This is a genomic window from Bradyrhizobium sp. CSA207, assembly GCF_029051685.1.
GTDB lineage: Bacteria > Pseudomonadota > Alphaproteobacteria > Rhizobiales > Xanthobacteraceae > Bradyrhizobium.
The window spans coordinates 168,105-184,724 of record NZ_JAACFT010000014.1 but is presented as its reverse complement, the minus strand read 5'-3'; the positions used below and the strand labels follow the sequence as shown (position 1 = coordinate 184,724).

Sequence of the window (16,620 nt, the reverse complement as noted above, 5' to 3'; positions counted from 1 at the left end):
TTCGCAACGGGGAAGATCGGCGATGAAAATCTATCTGTTATCGGCGGGCGCCGGCATTCTGGTCGGCGTCATCTACAGCCTCCTCAACGTTCGCTCGCCGGCGCCGCCGCTCGTGGCCCTGGTTGGCCTGCTCGGCATCCTGATCGGCGAGCAGGTTATTCCGGTCGGCAAGCAGCTTCTTTCTGGTAACGGCCTCGCCGCCGCGTGGCGGCAGGCACAGTGCGCCCCGCATATCTTTGGCCTTTTGCCTGGCCGCCAGGCGGACACCGCCACGCTGGCGCCCAATGCCATTGAGGAGAAACGTTCATGAGCGCGCCCGATCTCATTCTGCACCATGGCCTGTTCACGACGCTCGATCGCGGCAATCCAACCGCCAGCGCGGTCGCAATCAAGGACGGCATGTTTGTCGCTGTCGGCCAAGACAGCGAGGTGATGAAGCTCGCTGGTCCCCCGACCATGGTGATCGACCTCAAGGGGAAGCGCGTGCTGCCGGGGCTGATCGACAACCATCTCCACATCATCCGCGGCGGTCTCAACTTCAATCTCGAATTGCGCTGGGACGGCGTTAGGTCGCTTGCCGACGCCATGGGCATGCTGAAGCGACAGGTCGAAATCACGCCGGCGCCACAATGGGTCCGCGTGGTCGGTGGCTTTACCGAACATCAGTTCGTCGAGAAACGCCTGCCGACTATCGACGAGCTCAACGCCGTCGCGCCGGACACTCCGGTCTTCCTGCTCCACCTCTATGACCGCGCCATTCTCAATGGCGCAGCGTTGCGTGCGGTCGGCTACGGCAAGAACACACCGGAACCCCCGGGCGGCGAGATCTTCCGCGACGCCAACGGCAACCCAACCGGACTGCTGCTGGCCAAACCGAACGCAAATATCCTCTACGCGACGCTCGCCAAGGGGCCAAAGCTGCCGTTCGAGTATCAGGTCAACTCGACGCGGCACTTCATGCGCGAGTTGAATCGTCTCGGCGTCACCGGCGCGATCGACGCCGGTGGCGGCTTTCAGAATTATCCGGACGACTATGCGGTCATCCAGAAGCTCAGCGACGAGAGGCAACTCACGATCCGTCTCGCCTACAACCTCTTCACCCAGAAGCCTAAGGGTGAAAAGGACGACTTCCTGAACTGGACCAGGACATCGAAGTACAAGCAGGGCACCGACTACTTCCGCCACAACGGCGCGGGCGAGATGCTGGTGTTCTCGGCCGCCGATTTCGAGGATTTCCGGGCGCCGCGTCCGGACATGCCTCATGAGATGGAGGGCGAACTGGAAGAGGTGGTCCGGATCCTGGTCCAGAACAAATGGCCGTGGCGTCTCCACGCGACCTATGACGAAACCATTTCACGGGCGCTCGACGTGTTCGAGAAAGTCAACCAGGACATGCCACTCGAAGGCCTGCACTGGTTCTTCGATCACGCCGAAACAATTTCTGATCAGTCAATCGATCGAATCGCGGCGCTCGGCGGCGGCATCGCCGTGCAGCACCGCATGGCCTATCAGGGCGAATATTTCGTCGAACGCTACGGGTTTGGAGCTGCGGAAGCGACTCCGCCCGTCGCCAAGATGCTGGCCAAGGGCGTGAAGACTTCGGCAGGGACCGACGCGACGCGCGTTGCGTCGTATAATCCCTGGGTGTCGCTGTCCTGGCTGGTCACGGGGCGGACCGTCGGGGGGTTGCGCATCACCCCGCAACGCAACTGCCTCGACCGCGAGACAGCGCTCCGGATGTGGACGGAGAACGTCACCTGGTTCTCCAACGAAGAAGGCAAGAAGGGTCGCATCGAAGTGGGGCAGTTCGCCGATCTTGTCGTTCCGGACCGGGATTTCTTTTCCTGCGCGGATTCGGAAATCGCGGACACGACGTCCGATCTGACGGTGGTCGGCGGCAAGATCGTCTACGCCAAGGGTGAATTCAAATCCCTTGACGCCCCGCCCCCGCCCCCCGCCATGCCCGACTGGTCGCCGGTCCGCAGCTACGGCGGGTACGCCGCATGGTGCGCCGAGGCCGAACCGGTTGCCGCGATGCGGATGCAGGCCGCCGCGCAATGCAGTTGCACCAACCGCTGCGGGATCCACGGCCACGACCACGCGAGCGCCTATTCGGCGAAGCTCCCGATTTCGGATCTGAAAAGCTTCTGGGGCGCTCTTGGTTGCGCCTGCTGGGCTGTATGAGATGGGTGCGAAGACCGATACACCACGCTGGGTACATACGATCCTGGAGACGCCCTTGATATGGCCTGCCGCGCGGTTGGCTCTGGTTTCGGCTTTCTTGATCGGTGGCCTGACGAAGCTCTCCGACTTCAGCGCGGCGATCGCCGAACAGGAGCATTTCGGACTGCATCCTGGCTGGCTCTGGGCAGCGCTTGCGATCGTGGTCGAACTGGGCGGTTCGGCCTTCGTGATGCTCGGGCGGCTGGTCTGGCTCGGGGCCGGAGGCCTGGGCGTCCTGACTGCCGTCGCTATGCTGACCGCAAATGACTTCTGGCACCTGACCGGGCACGACCGTTTCATGGCGCTGAACGCGTTCTTCGAACACCTCGGGCTCATAGCCGGCCTCATCATCGTCTCGATCCACGCGGCGGAGGGCGAACGCACGTGATCGAGTTCATCTCCCCTCCGCTTGTTTGTCGCCACCGCTAAGGAGTCCGCAAATGGTCCGCCTCTGCTCACTCATCGCGGCCGTTGCCATAGCCACCCTGGCCGGCACCTCCGTCGCCAGCGCGCGAGACGCCGCGCCCCTGGTTGGCGTCGGCTCGCAATACGACACGACCCATGTGTACGTCGCGCCCGACGATGTCGATAAATTCGTTGCGAGTTTCACGTCCACATTCGGCGGCCGAAGCACCAAACAGGTGGTCGCGACCGTGACGCCGACGCCAAGCAGCACGACGTCGCAGCTGATCCAGACGCCGGTCGGCACCGTCTCGCTGTTCGGCTTCAAGACCCCGATTCCCTATCCTTTTGGAGCGGAACGGACGGGATACCTCGTCGCCGACATGGACGCCGCCATCAAAGCTGCGCGCGCCACGGGTGCCGACATCATCGTCGCACCATTCCCCGACCCGATCGGTCGCGATGCCGTGATCCAGTGGCCAGGCGGCATCAACATGCAGATTTACTGGCATACGACCAAACCCAACTACGACGCGTTCCAGACCGTGCCGGAAAACCGCGTCTATGTTTCGCCAGACCGGGCGGATGGCTTCGTCAGGAGCTTTGTGCGCTTCTCGCACGGAAAAATCGTATCTGACAACGGGCGCGCCCCCGGCGTGGAGATCGGCCGTGCCGGCGACACCTATCGTCGCATAAGGATTGAATCCGTGTTCGGTAAGATGACCGTGCTGGTGACCGACGGGCATCTCCCCTACCCCTATGGGCGCGAGATGACCGGGTATGAGGTCCCCAACCTCGCCGAAACGCTCGACAAGGGAAAGGCCGCGGGCGTCACCGTCCTAGTCGACGCCTTCAATTCGGACCACCGTGACATCGCGCTGGTGCAGTTTCCGGGCGGTTATGTCGCCGAATTGCACGCGGCGTCGAAATGAGCCGAGTGCTGTGGCTTCCCTGCTCTCGCAGAGCGTCCCAATTTGGCGTTAGGCTCGACAGGCCTCAGTTCCCGGCATCCGATGACCCATGTTGAGCCGCAATCGAAAGCGCCTACCTGCCGTCCGCGAACGATTTTCTGGACGGTTTGCTGGCTGGTATTGGCGTCGGCGGTAGCTTGGGCCGACGATGCGGCGCCGCAGCGGCCCATCATCAAGACCAACCGCTGGCAGGAGGATTGGTCGGCGCTGGCTAATCTGGAGCTGCGCACCGAGCCTTTCGACGCCATCAAATACATCCCCATCATGCCGGGAGATCCGAAGAGCTACTTGTCGTTCGGCGCGACGCTGCGGGAGCGATTCGAAAGCGTCAACGCCGCCGGCTTCGGCGTAGGTGGCACGAAGAGCGACAACTACGTCATCCAGCGTCTTCAGTTTCACGCCGATGTCCATTTCGATGAGCACTGGCAACTGTTCCTGCAGTTCGAGGACGATCGCGCCTTCGGCAAGAACGTCACCACGCCCGTCGACCAGGACCCCCTCGACCTGCGGCTCGGATTTCTCGCCTACGTCAACGCGACCGAGGCTGGGACCTTCAAGGCGCGGGTTGGACGGCAGGACTTCGACTTCGACCTGCAACGTTTCGTCTCGTCCCGCGACGGTCCCAACGTGCGGCAGTCGTTCGACGCCGTGTGGGGCGACTGGGAGAGCGGCCCCTGGCGCTTCATCGGGTTCGTGAGCCAACCGGTGCAATACGATTTCCAACATCCGTTCGATGACACATCGAACAGCCATTTCCGCTTCCACACGCTCAGGGTCGAGCGGCAGGTCCTCGGGACGAACGAACTGTCCGCCTACTACTCCTTCTATCAGAAGGACAACGCAAAATACCTCGACGCCAGCGGTAACGAAAAGCGCAACGTGTTTGACGTTCGGTTCGCGGGGAATCTCAACCATGTCGATTGGGATCTCGAGGCAATGGGCCAGACAGGCGTAATCGGCGGCAAAGATATCGGCGCCTGGGCGGTCGGAGCGCGCACGGGCTACACGTTCGCTCAATTCGCGTGGCAGCCGCGGCTCGGCCTACAGATTGACGCTGCCTCGGGAGACCATCATCCCGCCGACAACGTTCTGGGGACCTTCAATCCACTGTTTCCGAATGGCTACTACTTCACGCTGGCTGGGTTCACAGGCTACGTCAATCTCTTCCACGTCAAGCCATCCTTGACTGTAAAGCCCGCGACCAACCTGTCGGTCATGGGCGCGCTAGGCTTCCAATGGCGCGAGACCACGGCGGATGCGATCTACGTGCAACCCAACATCCCGGTCGCCGGTACGGCCGGCAAGGGCAGTGCATGGTCGGGCGCCTACGGGCAATTGCGCGTGGACTATCGGTTCAACGCCAACCTGGCCGGCGCGCTGGAAGCGGTGCACTACAAGATCGGAAACACGATCCGTCAGGCAGGCGGTCACGACGGCGACTACGTCGGGGTCGAACTGAAGTACGCCCTGTAACTGTCGTTCTGCGAAGGTTCGATCATGCCCGCCGCAAGCTCAAGGCCGACGCTGCCGCTGCTGCTGAGCCTCAACGCCGGCTTCGTCGACGCCGCCGGTTTCCTCGCGATGCAGGGATTGTTCACAGCCCACGTCACCGGAAACTTCGTCACCCTCGGCGCCTCGCTGGTGTTTGGGACGTCGGGCGCGGTGGCGAAACTCCTGGCGCTTCCGGTGTTCTGCTCGGTCGTGATCCTGACGCGCCTCTTAAGTTCGGCGCTCTTGCGGTTGAACCGCCCTGCGCTGACGATCATTCTCGGCCTGAAGGTCGTCTTCCTCGTTGCCGGCGCGGTACTGGCGATCCGCCTCGGACCGTTCGTCGATGGCGACGCCTCGAAGGCGGTCGTCACCGGCATGGTCCTGGTGGCTGCCATGGCGATCCAGAACGCCGCCCACCGAATTCATCTCGGGACAGCGCCGCCCTCGACATTGATGACGGGAACGACGACGCAGATCATGATCGATCTCGCCGATATGGTGCACGCACCAACAACGGAAAATGTGTCCGCTCCCAGCGCGCGCCTGCTGGCTATGTCGACCAACATAGCCGTCTTCGCGGCGGGCTGCGCCACCGCCGCTCTGCTGTATGCGCATGTCGGCGTCTGGTGCTTTGTTGTTCCGCCGGTTCTCGGAATGGTCACTCCATTTCTTCGTGCGCCAGGCTGAGAGGGGCCGTGACGATGCCTGAGCGCCATCGCACCCAGCGCGGCGAGAGGTCCGGTGCTGCTATTGCGGTCCGTCAGGCCAACCTTGTTTGCCGTTCGACGTCACGCATCCGATCGTTTTCCGGCCCTTGTGTTCCCTGCGCCAGGCCGACGGTGGCATGCCCACCAACCGGGTGAACACCCGCGTCAGATGGCTCTGATCGGCAAATCCGCAATCGACGGCGATCTCCGCGGTCGCCATCGAAGATTCGAGCAACAGCGTCTTCGCCTGTTCGATCCTGCGCAGCTGCAACCACCTGTGTGGCGTCATGCCGGTCGTCATGCGAAACGACCGGATGAAGTGATTGCGTGAGAGTCCGCACGCCTTGGCGACGTCAGCCACCAGGATGTCGCCGCTGAGGTTGCTCGCCAGATACTCCTTCGCGCGCTGATTTTGAATCAGGGAGAGTCCTCGGGGCCGGGCGGTTTCGCGTTGGACGACCCCTCCGTAACGCTTACTGAGATGGGCAACGAGCGCCAGTGTAACATGATCGACGAACAGAGAAGACGCTTCCGCTGGGCGCTCCAGGGCCGGCAGCAGGACGGCTCCGAGATGGGCGACGACAGGATCGACCAAGCCGGGCTTGCAGTGCAGGTCGACGACCGGTGGACTGCCGGCTTCTTCGGTGAAATCGTTGAGGACGCTTCTAGGAATGTAGAACGATAGCGCCTCATGCGGGCTCCCGACGTACGACGCAAATTCGGCGCCAAGGTTCACGATCCTGAGCGAATTGGCGGCGTAACCCTGCGAGATTACGGGGCGTCCGTTGCTCCATAATTCGTGGTGCGCGACTTCGGTCAGGTGAAGCGCGGCAATGAACGTGTCCTCGGCCGGAATTGTCGCTTTCATGCCGATATGCTCCGGACCACAGATGATCCTGGTGATTCCGATCTGAGCCTTGGGCAACGAACGTGTAACCAGCGCCGGCGAGCGGTCCAAGCCGTGGCTGTGAGCCACAGCGTCTCCGTAAGTCCGGTGTTCGTCCATCGAATGAGATCCTGTCCGGTCGTTCGGACGATGTCGGTCTTGATGCGCCCTCGACTACCCGCTCAGCGTCGCTGCTGTCGGCGAGAAGTTCGAAGAAATCATCGTCCAGGGGAGGGAAGGTGAGGATGGTTCCCGGCCTACCGGTCTCGTCGCCGTAATAGAAATGGTAGGTCGACGGATCGCCGAAATTCACCGTTTTCTTGACGAAGCGAAGCCCAAGATCGCGCGTGCAGAAATCGAAATTCTTGAGGGGATCGCCGGCGATTGCCCGTCACAGTGATGGATGCCTGGCATCGGATTGCTCCTCGATGGAGCCCGGGTTGAGCTCGGTTGGCAAAGATATCACATCGCTATGGTTTGAGAACAATACGTGATTTTATCACCATACTGTCCACGATTTGGCGACAATAGGAGTGTAAATGGACAAGGTTTCGAGCCTCCAGGCGTTCGTGAAGTCGTCGAGACGGCAGCTTTGCCGAAGCCGGACGTCAGCTTCGCCTGTCCCGTTCGGCCATCAGCAAGTACGTCGCCGATCTGGAGCAGAGCCTAGGCTTGCAACTCCTCAACAGGACTACCCGCCACGCCAGTCCGAAAGAGCGCGGACAGATGTATTTCGAGCGCGCGCTCGCCCCGCTTTCCGAACTTGATGCGGCCGACCAGGCGGTCGCCCAGGCCCAGGCGACGCCGAGCGGACTGCTCCGGATCAATCCCCCGATGTCGTTCGGCACACTGCGGCTCGGACCTGTGCTCGGCGATTTCATGGAGAGGTATCCCGAAGTCAAACTGCAGCTCGTTCTCAGCGACGACCTGCTGGATCCAGTCCAGGACGGCTTCGACGTCACGCTCCGGATCGCCGAACTGGAATCCTCGAGCCTGATTGCCCACAAAATCACACCGATCGACCGCGCAGTCTGCGCTTCGGCCGATTACCTTGCCAGCCATGGCACGCCCCTCCATCCGCGGGACTTGCGCGAACACGCTTCGCTGACCTACGGCTTCCTGCTGACCGGCAATCAATGGAAGCTGACGGGTGCCCGCGGCGATCACTGGATCCAGCCGACTTGGTCGCTGTGCGTAAACAATACCGAGATGCTGCGCGACGCCGCAATCCGCGGGTGCGGCATCGCGCTGATTCCGACCTTTATCGCAGGCGAAGCCCTCGATAAGGGGACGCTGCGGGCGGTGCTCCAGGACTATCGCACTCCTCCGTTGGCGCTATATGCAATCTATCCGCCCACGAGACATCTGTCGGTCAAGGTGCGACTGTTCATCGATTTTCTGGTCGAGCACTTCGGCCTGGACGCAGCTTAGCAAGCCGGCAAAGTAGGACGCATGACCAATCCTGACGAAAGACCCAGTGCATCGCACGTCGAGGGGCGCGCCTCTCCCTGGATCGCGTTTCGTCATCGGGCCTTCACGGTGGTCTGGATCGCGACCGTCGTCGCCAATGTCGGCACCTGGATGTACAACGCCGCGTCCGGATGGCTAATGACGAGCCTCAATCCCGATCCGCTGACGGTCTCGTTGGTTCAGGTTGCGGGCAGCCTTCCAATGTTCCTGTTCGCGCTCCCCGCGGGGGCCCTGGCGGATACCGTCGACAAGCGCCGCTTCCTGATCGGTGCGGAGATTGTCCTCACCGTCGTCGCGGCAGCGAGCGCGGTGCTGGTCTGGCTCGACCTCGTCACCCCGTCCATCCTGTTGCTATTCACGTTCCTGCTGGGCGCCGGCGCGGCGTTCACAGCACCGGCATGGCAGTCCGTCGTGCCTCAGCTTGTCCCGAAGCACGACTTGGCCGCGGCGGTGGCGAGCAACGGCGTCGGCGTCAACATCAGCAGGGCGATCGGACCTGCGCTGGGTGGCGTGGTCATCGGCGGTTTGGGCATCGCGGCGCCGTTCTGGATCAACGCCTTGAGCAACTTCGCCGTGATCGGGGCCCTGCTCTGGTGGCGGCCGCCGGCGTCGCAAGGGAGCGGGCTTCCGCCGGAGCGCCTGACCGGTGCCCTGGTGATCGGCTTCCGGCATGCGCGATACAATGCGAATTTGCGCGCAACGCTCATAAGAGCGGTAGCGTTCTTCTTCTTCGCAAGTGCTTACTGGGCGCTGCTCCCGCTGGTCGCACGCAATCAGATCGCGGGCGGCCCCGAGCTCTACGGCATTTTGCTGGGAGCGATCGGCATCGGCGCCGTCGGCGGCGCCTTCACGCTACCCTCGATGAAGGCGGCTTTCGGATCCGACCGGCTTGTTGCGGCAGGCACACTCGGCACGGCGGTCAGTCTGGTCCTGCTGGGCGTCGCCCGCCATTCAGCGATCGGCATTGCGGCCTGCGCGGTCGCGGGCGTTTCATGGATCGCCGTTCTCGCGACCCTCAACGTCTCGGTTCAAATGTCCCTGCCGGATTGGGTGCGTGGCCGTGGCCTGGCCATGTTTGTCACCGTGTTCTTCGGCGCGATGACGGCCGGCAGCGCGCTTTGGGGGCAGTTTGCCTCGGCGCTCGGTTTGCCGGTGGCCCACTTCATCGCCGCGGCCGGCGCTGTCGTCGGAATCGCGGCGACCTGGCACTGGAAGCTTCTGTCCGGTGCGGGAGTTGACCTCGCGCCCTCCATGCATTGGCCGACGCCGGTCTTGGCGATCGACGCCGATGGCGATCGCGGTCCGGTATTGGTAACGGTCGAGTACCGCGTCGCCGCCGAGAAGCGTGCCGCATTCCTCGCCGCCGTCGGGCATTTGGGTCAACAGCGCCGGCGGGATGGCGCATACGCTTGGGATGTCTTCGAGAATGCGGCCGAAAAAGGACGCTTCCTCGAGACCTTCATGGTCACATCCTGGCTTGAGCATCTCCGGCAGCACCATCGCGTGACCAATGCGGACAGGGTCGTGCAGGATGCCATCCGCCAGTTTGGCGCGGAGGCGGAGCCTAAGGTCACTCACTTCATCGCCGCATCCTTCGGATCGTCTGACGAACGCTCGTAGCTTGAGCTTTCCGCTCGCGCTCGTTCTTCAGCCCGTTCTCGAACTCGTCGCCCTGCAAACACTTTCTTTGACTCGGCTGATTGCAGCCTGTGGGCCTCCTGGGCACAAATGATTGCTGTTGGCGAACGTCCGCTTCGCGCCAACAGCGGTCGTTCGCCAATCGATTATTGTGGAATGCTGATTCGACCTACACGCTCGTCCTGCTCCTCGTTACCCCTTCATTTTGCGACTCTTGTCGATCTCGGGCTAAGCGCTTTGCACCATATGATGGCCAGCAGCTTGCCCTCCGTCGACGTGAAGAGTCTCACCTGTCACAAACTTCGCGCCATCCAGGTAAAGAACCGCGTCTACAACGTCGGATACCTCTCCCATCCGCCCCATTGGATGGAGTGCCGCCAACGCCTGATGCGCTTCTGGCGGGTGCATCGGGGTCTTGATTATTCCCGGTGATACGGCGTTGATGCGAACGCCGGTCTTCGCATACTCGATTGCGAGCGCTTTCGTTGCTGCGCTTAGCGCTCCTTTTGAGAGAGAGGCCAACACGGCCGGGACGCTGCTCATCGGCTGGTCGACAAGACTTGTTGTGATCGTGACTACGTGGCCGCGTCCTTGCTTGCCCATAAATTCCAGGGCACGCTGAGTCATGTGAAAGAAACCCGTCACGTTTGTCGACATGTAGATCACATAGTCATTCGGCGAATAAAGCGTGAATGGCTTTGCCATGAATATGCCGGCGTTGTTAACCAGCGTGTCGACACGACCGAACCTATCGAGTGCCGTTCTGAACACTCTCTCGGCTGTGTCCGCAACCCCGACGTCACCTTGTACGGTCACGATGTCTGTATCGGAGGCCGGCTTGATCGACCGCGATGTTGCAACAACGCGGTAGTTGCGATCCCTGAAAGCCTGAAGGATACCGGCACCGATCCCCTGAGATGCTCCCGTTACTACGGCTACTTTCTGCTCTGTGCTCATGATTCACCCCGTTCAAAAAGGACGCTCCGCTTAATCAGACCTCCGCCTCGCCGCTGGTCATCAGCGGATCGTATCCCGGCTGTTTCAAGATCCCGTGGAGCTGTCGACGCCGGACGCCGATGTTACCTCCGCCAAACAGAGGAAGCGCGAGCGCATCCTGCAGCAGGCGTCCTAGCGGAAGAGCGCGATCGTAGCTCTCTATCCCGACGACTCGCATGAGATCCGTCAGTACCCGCACGGCTGTTTCCGAACCATGGACTTTTGCTTCGATCGCCAGCTCCTGCGCACCGGGCGATTGCATGTCGACCGCTTGGCACGCACGCCAGCAGAAGCAACGGGTCGTTTCGATGGCCATCTTTGCGTCCGCCAGCGCGTACCCGACCGCTTGATGTTCGATGACGGGGTGAATGCCGCCGCGCCTTTCATTGCGCGCGAAGCCCAGTGTGAACTCAAACGCTGCGCGCATCAGCGCCACGGCGAAAATTCCGACCAGGGCCGCTGCGCCAGTGAAGCACGCAGCAGTCAGGGCCAGACCACCGCCGAGGCTACCCAAAACATTTTCTCTGGAGACGCTGACTTCCTGGAGGTTGAACTGCGGCAAGAGGTGCGCGCGGTGCCCCATCGAATCGATCGCGCGCTCGAAGACCAGGCCCGATGCGGAGCTCTCCACGATCATGACTGAAATACCCCGCTCGGGAGGGGCATCAGGATCGGTTCGGCAAAGTACGGATAGAATGTCTGCGCCCTTGCGATTCCAACCTGTGGCTGACGAAATCCAGCTTTTTCGACCTTCGATAACCCACCGGTCACCCAGGAGCGTAGCCGTGGTGCGAACGCCCTCGCCCGGCGGCGGCGATCCGGCATTGGCGCTGCCGCCCGGTTCGGTGGCGCAAAATCCCGCCAACGGCGCTCCGGTTTGTTTGAGGAACGGAGGCAGCAGCCGGCTCCGCTGCTCCTCCGTGCCGCCGATCAAGAGTGGCAACAGTCCAAGCACGGTTCCAATCAACGTCAAGGTAACGCTGGCGTTCACCGCATAGAGCTCCTCAACCATGATCGCAGTATCGATGAGACCAGCGTTCTCTCCTCCGGCGGAGAGAGGAATGCATTTCCGCAGAAATCCGGCCGCAATCATCGCCTCGTAGGCGGGCCTCGTCGCGGCAAACCGTTCCTCCGGAGTGGGCAGAGCCTCTGCCTCCAACGCCGGCGAAAGCACCTCCCTTGCGAACTGGCGGGACTGGAGCTGTAGTTCGCGTTGGCGCGCGGTAAGTCGAAAATCAATGGCCACCGATCTTCCCTCCCACCGGAAGTTCATCAGCCAGACGCACTACGCCGCCCCGCTTGCAGCAAGTGGATCATAGTCGCTTCGCTTGAACATCGTGTGGAGCTGCCGCCGTCGGATGCCCATATTGCCGCCGTCGAAGATCGGCAGCGCGAGCGCATCCTGCAGCAGACGGGCGAATGGCACCTCATGATCATAGCTGTCGATGCCGACCACGCGCATGAGATCGGTGATCACGCGCACCGCGGCCTCGGAGCCGAAAATCTTTGCCTGAACCGCAAGCTCTTCGGCCGACGGCGACTGCCTGTCGAGTGCGTGGCAGGCGCGCCAGCTGAGATAGCGCGCCGCTTCGATCGTGGTCTTTGCATCGGCCAGAGCGTATCCGACCGCCTGGTGCTCGATGATCGCGTGAACGCCGCCGCGCTTTTCTGTGCGAGCAAAATGAAGCGCAAACTCGAAGGCGGCGCGCATCAACGCGACGCCGAGGATACCAACTAGTGCTGCGGTGCCCGTGAATGCTCCAGCCGTCAGCGCGAGCCCCGAACCCTCCTGTCCGAGCAGATTGTGGTGGGGTGTCGCGACGTTCTCGAAGCCGAATTGCGGCACGAGATGGGCCCGATGACCGATCGTGTCGATCGCACGTTCGAATACAAGGCCCCTTACCGGTCCTTCGACCGCAATGATGGACATCGCGGCATCGGGCAGCGCCGCTGGATCGGTTCGGCACACCACGCAGAGAAGGTTGGCGCCTTCGCGATTCCAACCCGTGGCCGACGACACCCATTTCTTGCGGCCGTTTATCACCCAGTTGCCGCCCTCCCGCCGGGCCGTGGTGCGAACGCCCTCGCCGGGCGGCGGCGAGGCAGCATTGGCGCTCCCCCCCGGTTCGCTGGAGCAGAAGCCGGCAAGCGGCGCTCCGCTTGTTTTGAGAAACGGTCCGAGCAGCCGCATGCACTGGTCTGGGGTGCCGCCGAGTAGAAGCGGCAACAGGCCGAGCACCGTACCGAGCATCGTCAGCGTCACACTCGCGTTCACGCTGTAAAATTCCTCCGCAAGGATCGCCATATCTGTCATGCCGGCATTGTCGCCGCCGGCAGGTGTCGGGATGCACTTGCGCAAATAGCCAGCCGCCACCATCGCCTCATAGGTCGGCTTGGTTGCACGAAAACGCTCTTCCGGCGTCGCCAACAACTCGGCCGCCCCAGCCTCGTTGAGGACCTCCTTGGCAAATTTGCGGGAAGTAAGCTGCAGATCGCGCTGTTGCGACGTGAGCGTGAAATCAATCACGATTGAAGCCTTCCTCATTTCCGGCGGCACGCCGCCGCGTTCAGCTCAGGACTAACTTGCTGAGGAGAGGAAGTCTTGGACGGTGGTGAACCGATTTCTTGGCCTACCGTGTACTGTCGGCCCGGCTCATGGAACGTCGAAATTCCCGCGGCGCCAGGCCGCTGCTGCGCTTGAACAGCCTGTTGAAATAAGAAATATCCCGGAACCCGGCATTAAATGCGATTTCCGCAATAGTTGCGCGTCGATGAGCGTGATCCAGCAAATTCCGGGTGCAAACGAGGATCCGCAGTCCGTTGATGTGTTCTCCGACCGAGCGACCCGTGGTGGAGAACAGCTTGTGCACATATCGTTGCGAGCAGTGGAATTTCAGCGCGAGTGTGGCGGCGTCCAGCTCGGGCTCGTTCCCGTGACGATCGATATAGTCAAGCATCATCGACAGCAAGACAGACCGACCAGCCCGTTCCGGCGGTCTTTCATCCAAAAAGCCAGGAGCATGAGATATCAGGTCAACGACATGTTGAGCGCCGAAGGCAGAGATTCCCGAGTTCGGCTCCGAACGAAGACAGAGTTCGGCATGTCCTGCGAGTGTCCGTGATAGCGCGCGGCCGGTCTCAGTAGCGGAAAGCCTCAACCGTGGTCGCTCCGCAAGAGCACTTGGCAATAACTGTCGCGGCACCGCAAAGCAAAACAGGCTAAAATTCCGACAATTCGCGATTTCGAATGGCTCCGTCGTGTCGACGATTGCAAGATCTCCGGGTCCGCAGATCTGCACGTGGTCGCGCTGAGTGTAGCGACCAACGCCATCGAGCTGGAGATTGACAAAGTACACATCGCCGATGCTTCGCGCGATGTGCGAGCGCAAACGGAGCACGACGTGCTTTGTGGCTTCGACACGGGAAATCTGGATTGACGCGACGTCTGCTCGCGAGATCATTCCTTGGAAAGGTTGCTCGGTGATTTTCCGCGGTTCGAGCTGAACGAAAGCGTCGGCTAAATCTTCGGCCCAACTTCCGAAGGGCCGGTCTGCCTCAATCGCTTTTGTCGACCACTCCATAGGACCACCCACAATTCACAGCGGCAAATTTCATGGTTTGGCCTTCGCTCGATAATACATCAGGGAGTGACGAGGTCAAATCCGCTACGGTATAGGGGACCGAACCTCAGACGGCGCCGGTGGCCGTCTGCTGCAATTTTGCGCTCCCGGAGGCTTCGCCGTTGGATGAGGCGACCGCAGTCATCGGCCGGCTTGTCCCTTATATCGTCGCGCGGCGCCGGATGTCGCGATCCGTCACTGTGAAACCGGACGCTGAGGGCAATCGTGAACGACCTCAGAGCCCGGCCTCGAGCTGTGGGGTACCGTGCGCGGCGAGCACATGGCGCTCGTCGGAGAGCTAGGGACAACGCCGATCGACTACCAACATGAGGACTTCACGCGCGTTGTGCCGGGCGGATTTGACGTCATCGTCGACGGCATTGGCGAAGACGGCTATCGCCGTTCATACGCAGCGCTCAAGCCCGAGGCCTGCTCTGCGCGATCGGCTTCTCGGCGAGCGTGCAGGCGCGGCGTCGCATGTTCCCTATCATGATGGAGATCGCGCGCCTATACCTGTGGAGACTGTTGCTGAGCGGCAAGCCGCTCTCTTTTACTCGGTCAATGCGATGCGAGCGCGGCATCCGACTTGGTTCAAGGAGGACTTGGAGCGGCTGTTCGGGCTCTTGGCTGTCATTCGGCGCGCTGTTTGACCGGGCCGGACATCAATGACGAAGCCCTTGGACGGTCAGCGAAAAATTCATCACGTGTGGGGTCAATCTTGGAAGCCGATGGGGGTCAAAGTTCCTCGCTTATTCACATGCAGAAGTGGCGCTTTCCGCGACCGCCCCACTCACTTCAGAAAGTTTGCTCACGTTGGATGTCGCAAGATTTGACCTCCCGGTGCACACATCGTGCACACGCCGCCCTCTAACCAACTGAAATTCCTGAACTCTCGCTCCAATCCATCAAGGGTCCATTTGTACGAACTGGAGCCTTCACTTCTCGCTCAGCGTTCCTTCAATGGCAGGGCCAAACCTCACCCAGTTCTGTCCGTCGAACTTCTGCAATTGCATCTGCTCGATCGGATAGTGGTCGGCTGGCGACGTGTTCAACGTCACATCCGGGAGCAGCATGTCGAGATGAACCCGGCTCAACGCCTCGGCCTGCCTCATGATGTTGGCGCGTGTCAGGTCATCCTTGCACCGCCCGAGGACCTCGACGAGCGCCTGGGCGGCATTGTAGCCGTAGACCACATAGAAATTGGTCCTGTCCTCTCCTGGCATGTATTTGTCGATGAACCCGGAAAACCGCTTCAAACCGGGATCATCCTTCCAGACGATATCAGCAGGATCCTTGCTGTAGTTCGCCGTGATGATGTCCTTGGCGTTCTCGAGGCCGGCGGGTTTCAACACCGCGCTGATAGACTGCGAGTTGCCATGCAGGATCTGCACGGGCTTCCAGCCGATCTCTGCTGCTTTCTTGATGGCCTGTGCCGCAAATTTCGCCGTGGCGAAGTTGACGAAGACGGTTGCGCCCGAGAATTTCAATTTCACCAATTCGGAATCGATCGTCGGCGCGCTGGTCTCATACGTGACTTCGGCGACGATGTTGCTGACAGCGTCGCCGAGACCATCCTTCAGTCCCTTGATATTGTCCCGCCCGAAGTCGTCGTTGGACGAGAGAACGGCAATCTTCCCGGCGGGATAGTTGTCGTGCAGGTACCTGCCGTAGATGCGTGTTTCGCTTTGGTAGCTTGGCTGGAAGCCCATCGACCACGGATATGTCTTCTGATCGCCGAAGATGGTTCCTCCGGCCGCGATGAACAGCTGCGGCACCTTTTTGGCGTTGACATATTTGATAACCGACATGGTGGTCGGCGTACCCAGTTGATTGAAGAGAAGAAGAACCTCGTCGCTTTCGATCAGCTTGCGGGTCTGCTCAACGGTCTTCGGAGGACTATAGGCGTCGTCGTAGGAGATAAACTCGATCTTGCGGCCGTTGATCCCGCCTTCATCGTTGATCATCTTGAAATAGGCGCCTTCCGTTCTGGCGATGATGCCGTTCGACGACAGCGGCCCGCTGTAGGGAGCGGTATTGCCAATCTTGATGGTAGTATCGCTCGCGCCGGCATCGTACCGCTTCTGCCCTTGCACGCTGCTTGGCGCTGCAACGGCCGATCCGATCAAGATCGCCAGCGCGATACCCCAAAGAGCCGATCGCGGCCTGCGCGTGTGCTGTGACATGCCTCTCCTCTTGGATTTGATTTTCGAGCGATG

13 protein-coding genes and 2 pseudogenes are annotated in these 16,620 nt (G+C 61.2%); 8 read left to right on the top strand and 7 right to left on the bottom strand.

Annotation, left to right across the window (positions count from 1 at the left end; genetic code table 11):
• Nucleotides 1-22: 22 nt before the first annotated feature.
• The 6 genes from GWG65_RS17995 to GWG65_RS17970 all read left to right on the top strand — a co-directional run bounded on the left by GWG65_RS17995 (nt 23) and on the right by GWG65_RS17970 (nt 5,774).
• Complete coding sequence (locus GWG65_RS17995) at nt 23-310, top strand: XapX domain-containing protein (protein WP_275196885.1); 288 nt, start codon at nt 23-25, stop codon at nt 308-310.
• Complete coding sequence (locus GWG65_RS17990) at nt 307-2,184, top strand: amidohydrolase (protein ID WP_275196884.1); 1,878 nt, start codon at nt 307-309, stop codon at nt 2,182-2,184. The genes GWG65_RS17995 and GWG65_RS17990 overlap by 4 nt, the downstream gene beginning before the upstream one ends.
• Nucleotide 2,185: 1 nt before the next feature.
• Nucleotides 2,186-2,611, top strand: a complete 426-nt coding sequence (locus GWG65_RS17985; protein ID WP_275196883.1) for a DoxX family protein — start codon at nt 2,186-2,188, stop codon at nt 2,609-2,611.
• Between the two features lie 52 nt (nt 2,612-2,663).
• A complete protein-coding gene (locus GWG65_RS17980) occupies nt 2,664-3,557 on the top strand; it encodes a glyoxalase (protein ID WP_275196882.1) in 894 nt (297 codons plus the stop codon).
• A gap of 159 nt (nt 3,558-3,716) precedes the next feature.
• Nucleotides 3,717-5,069, top strand: a complete 1,353-nt coding sequence (locus GWG65_RS17975; protein ID WP_275196881.1) for an alginate export family protein — start codon at nt 3,717-3,719, stop codon at nt 5,067-5,069.
• A gap of 24 nt (nt 5,070-5,093) precedes the next feature.
• Nucleotides 5,094-5,774: a YoaK family protein gene (locus tag GWG65_RS17970; protein WP_275196880.1), complete on the top strand. Its 681-nt coding sequence runs from the start codon at nt 5,094-5,096 to the stop codon at nt 5,772-5,774.
• A gap of 60 nt (nt 5,775-5,834) precedes the next feature.
• Here GWG65_RS17970 and GWG65_RS17965 read toward each other — a convergent pair whose 3' ends face one another.
• Together GWG65_RS17965 and GWG65_RS17960 are read right to left on the bottom strand one after the other, a co-directional pair.
• Entirely contained in the window at nt 5,835-6,800 is a 966-nt protein-coding gene (locus tag GWG65_RS17965) for an AraC family transcriptional regulator (protein ID WP_275196879.1), read from the bottom strand.
• 115 nt (nt 6,801-6,915) lie between these two features.
• A pseudogene (locus tag GWG65_RS17960) lies at nt 6,916-7,094 on the bottom strand (ring-cleaving dioxygenase); the annotation flags it as partial.
• Between the two features lie 125 nt (nt 7,095-7,219).
• On the opposite strand from GWG65_RS17960, the pseudogene GWG65_RS17955 reads away from it, so the two are divergent.
• Nucleotides 7,220-8,111 (top strand): annotated as a pseudogene (locus GWG65_RS17955) (LysR family transcriptional regulator).
• A 21-nt stretch (nt 8,112-8,132) separates the two neighbouring features.
• A complete protein-coding gene (locus GWG65_RS17950) occupies nt 8,133-9,770 on the top strand; it encodes an MFS transporter (RefSeq protein WP_275196878.1) in 1,638 nt (545 codons plus the stop codon).
• Nucleotides 9,771-10,016: 246 nt separating this feature from the next.
• Here the strand turns inward: GWG65_RS17950 and GWG65_RS17945 are convergent, their stop codons facing one another.
• From GWG65_RS17945 to GWG65_RS17925, 5 genes are all read right to left on the bottom strand, one after another.
• Nucleotides 10,017-10,745 (bottom strand): SDR family oxidoreductase, encoded by a 729-nt coding sequence (locus GWG65_RS17945; protein ID WP_275196877.1) that lies wholly within the window; start codon nt 10,743-10,745, stop codon nt 10,017-10,019.
• A 34-nt stretch (nt 10,746-10,779) separates the two neighbouring features.
• A complete protein-coding gene (locus GWG65_RS17940; RefSeq protein ID WP_275196876.1) occupies nt 10,780-12,030 on the bottom strand; it encodes an acyl-CoA dehydrogenase family protein in 1,251 nt (416 codons plus the stop codon).
• Between the two features lie 39 nt (nt 12,031-12,069).
• The gene (locus GWG65_RS17935; protein WP_275196875.1) at nt 12,070-13,311 is read right to left on the bottom strand and encodes an acyl-CoA dehydrogenase family protein; all 1,242 of its coding nucleotides are present in this window, start codon (nt 13,309-13,311) and stop codon (nt 12,070-12,072) included.
• 103 nt (nt 13,312-13,414) lie between these two features.
• Nucleotides 13,415-14,365, bottom strand: a complete 951-nt coding sequence (locus GWG65_RS17930; RefSeq protein ID WP_275196874.1) for a helix-turn-helix domain-containing protein — start codon at nt 14,363-14,365, stop codon at nt 13,415-13,417.
• A gap of 974 nt (nt 14,366-15,339) precedes the next feature.
• A complete protein-coding gene (locus tag GWG65_RS17925) occupies nt 15,340-16,587 on the bottom strand; it encodes an ABC transporter substrate-binding protein (RefSeq protein WP_275196873.1) in 1,248 nt (415 codons plus the stop codon).
• Nucleotides 16,588-16,620: the final 33 nt, after the last annotated feature.

Coding starts and splice junctions, on each gene's coding strand:
- GWG65_RS17970 (WP_275196880.1), top strand. CDS start 5,094: ATGCCCGCCGCAAGCTCAAGGCCGACGCTGCCGCTGCTGCTGAGCCTC.
- GWG65_RS17950 (WP_275196878.1), top strand. CDS start 8,133: ATGACCAATCCTGACGAAAGACCCAGTGCATCGCACGTCGAGGGGCGC.
- GWG65_RS17985 (WP_275196883.1), top strand. CDS start 2,186: ATGGGTGCGAAGACCGATACACCACGCTGGGTACATACGATCCTGGAG.
- GWG65_RS17945 (WP_275196877.1), bottom strand. CDS start 10,745: ATGAGCACAGAGCAGAAAGTAGCCGTAGTAACGGGAGCATCTCAGGGG.
- GWG65_RS17980 (WP_275196882.1), top strand. CDS start 2,664: ATGGTCCGCCTCTGCTCACTCATCGCGGCCGTTGCCATAGCCACCCTG.
- GWG65_RS17965 (WP_275196879.1), bottom strand. CDS start 6,800: ATGGACGAACACCGGACTTACGGAGACGCTGTGGCTCACAGCCACGGC.
- GWG65_RS17930 (WP_275196874.1), bottom strand. CDS start 14,365: ATGGAGTGGTCGACAAAAGCGATTGAGGCAGACCGGCCCTTCGGAAGT.
- GWG65_RS17995 (WP_275196885.1), top strand. CDS start 23: ATGAAAATCTATCTGTTATCGGCGGGCGCCGGCATTCTGGTCGGCGTC.
- GWG65_RS17990 (WP_275196884.1), top strand. CDS start 307: ATGAGCGCGCCCGATCTCATTCTGCACCATGGCCTGTTCACGACGCTC.
- GWG65_RS17925 (WP_275196873.1), bottom strand. CDS start 16,587: ATGTCACAGCACACGCGCAGGCCGCGATCGGCTCTTTGGGGTATCGCG.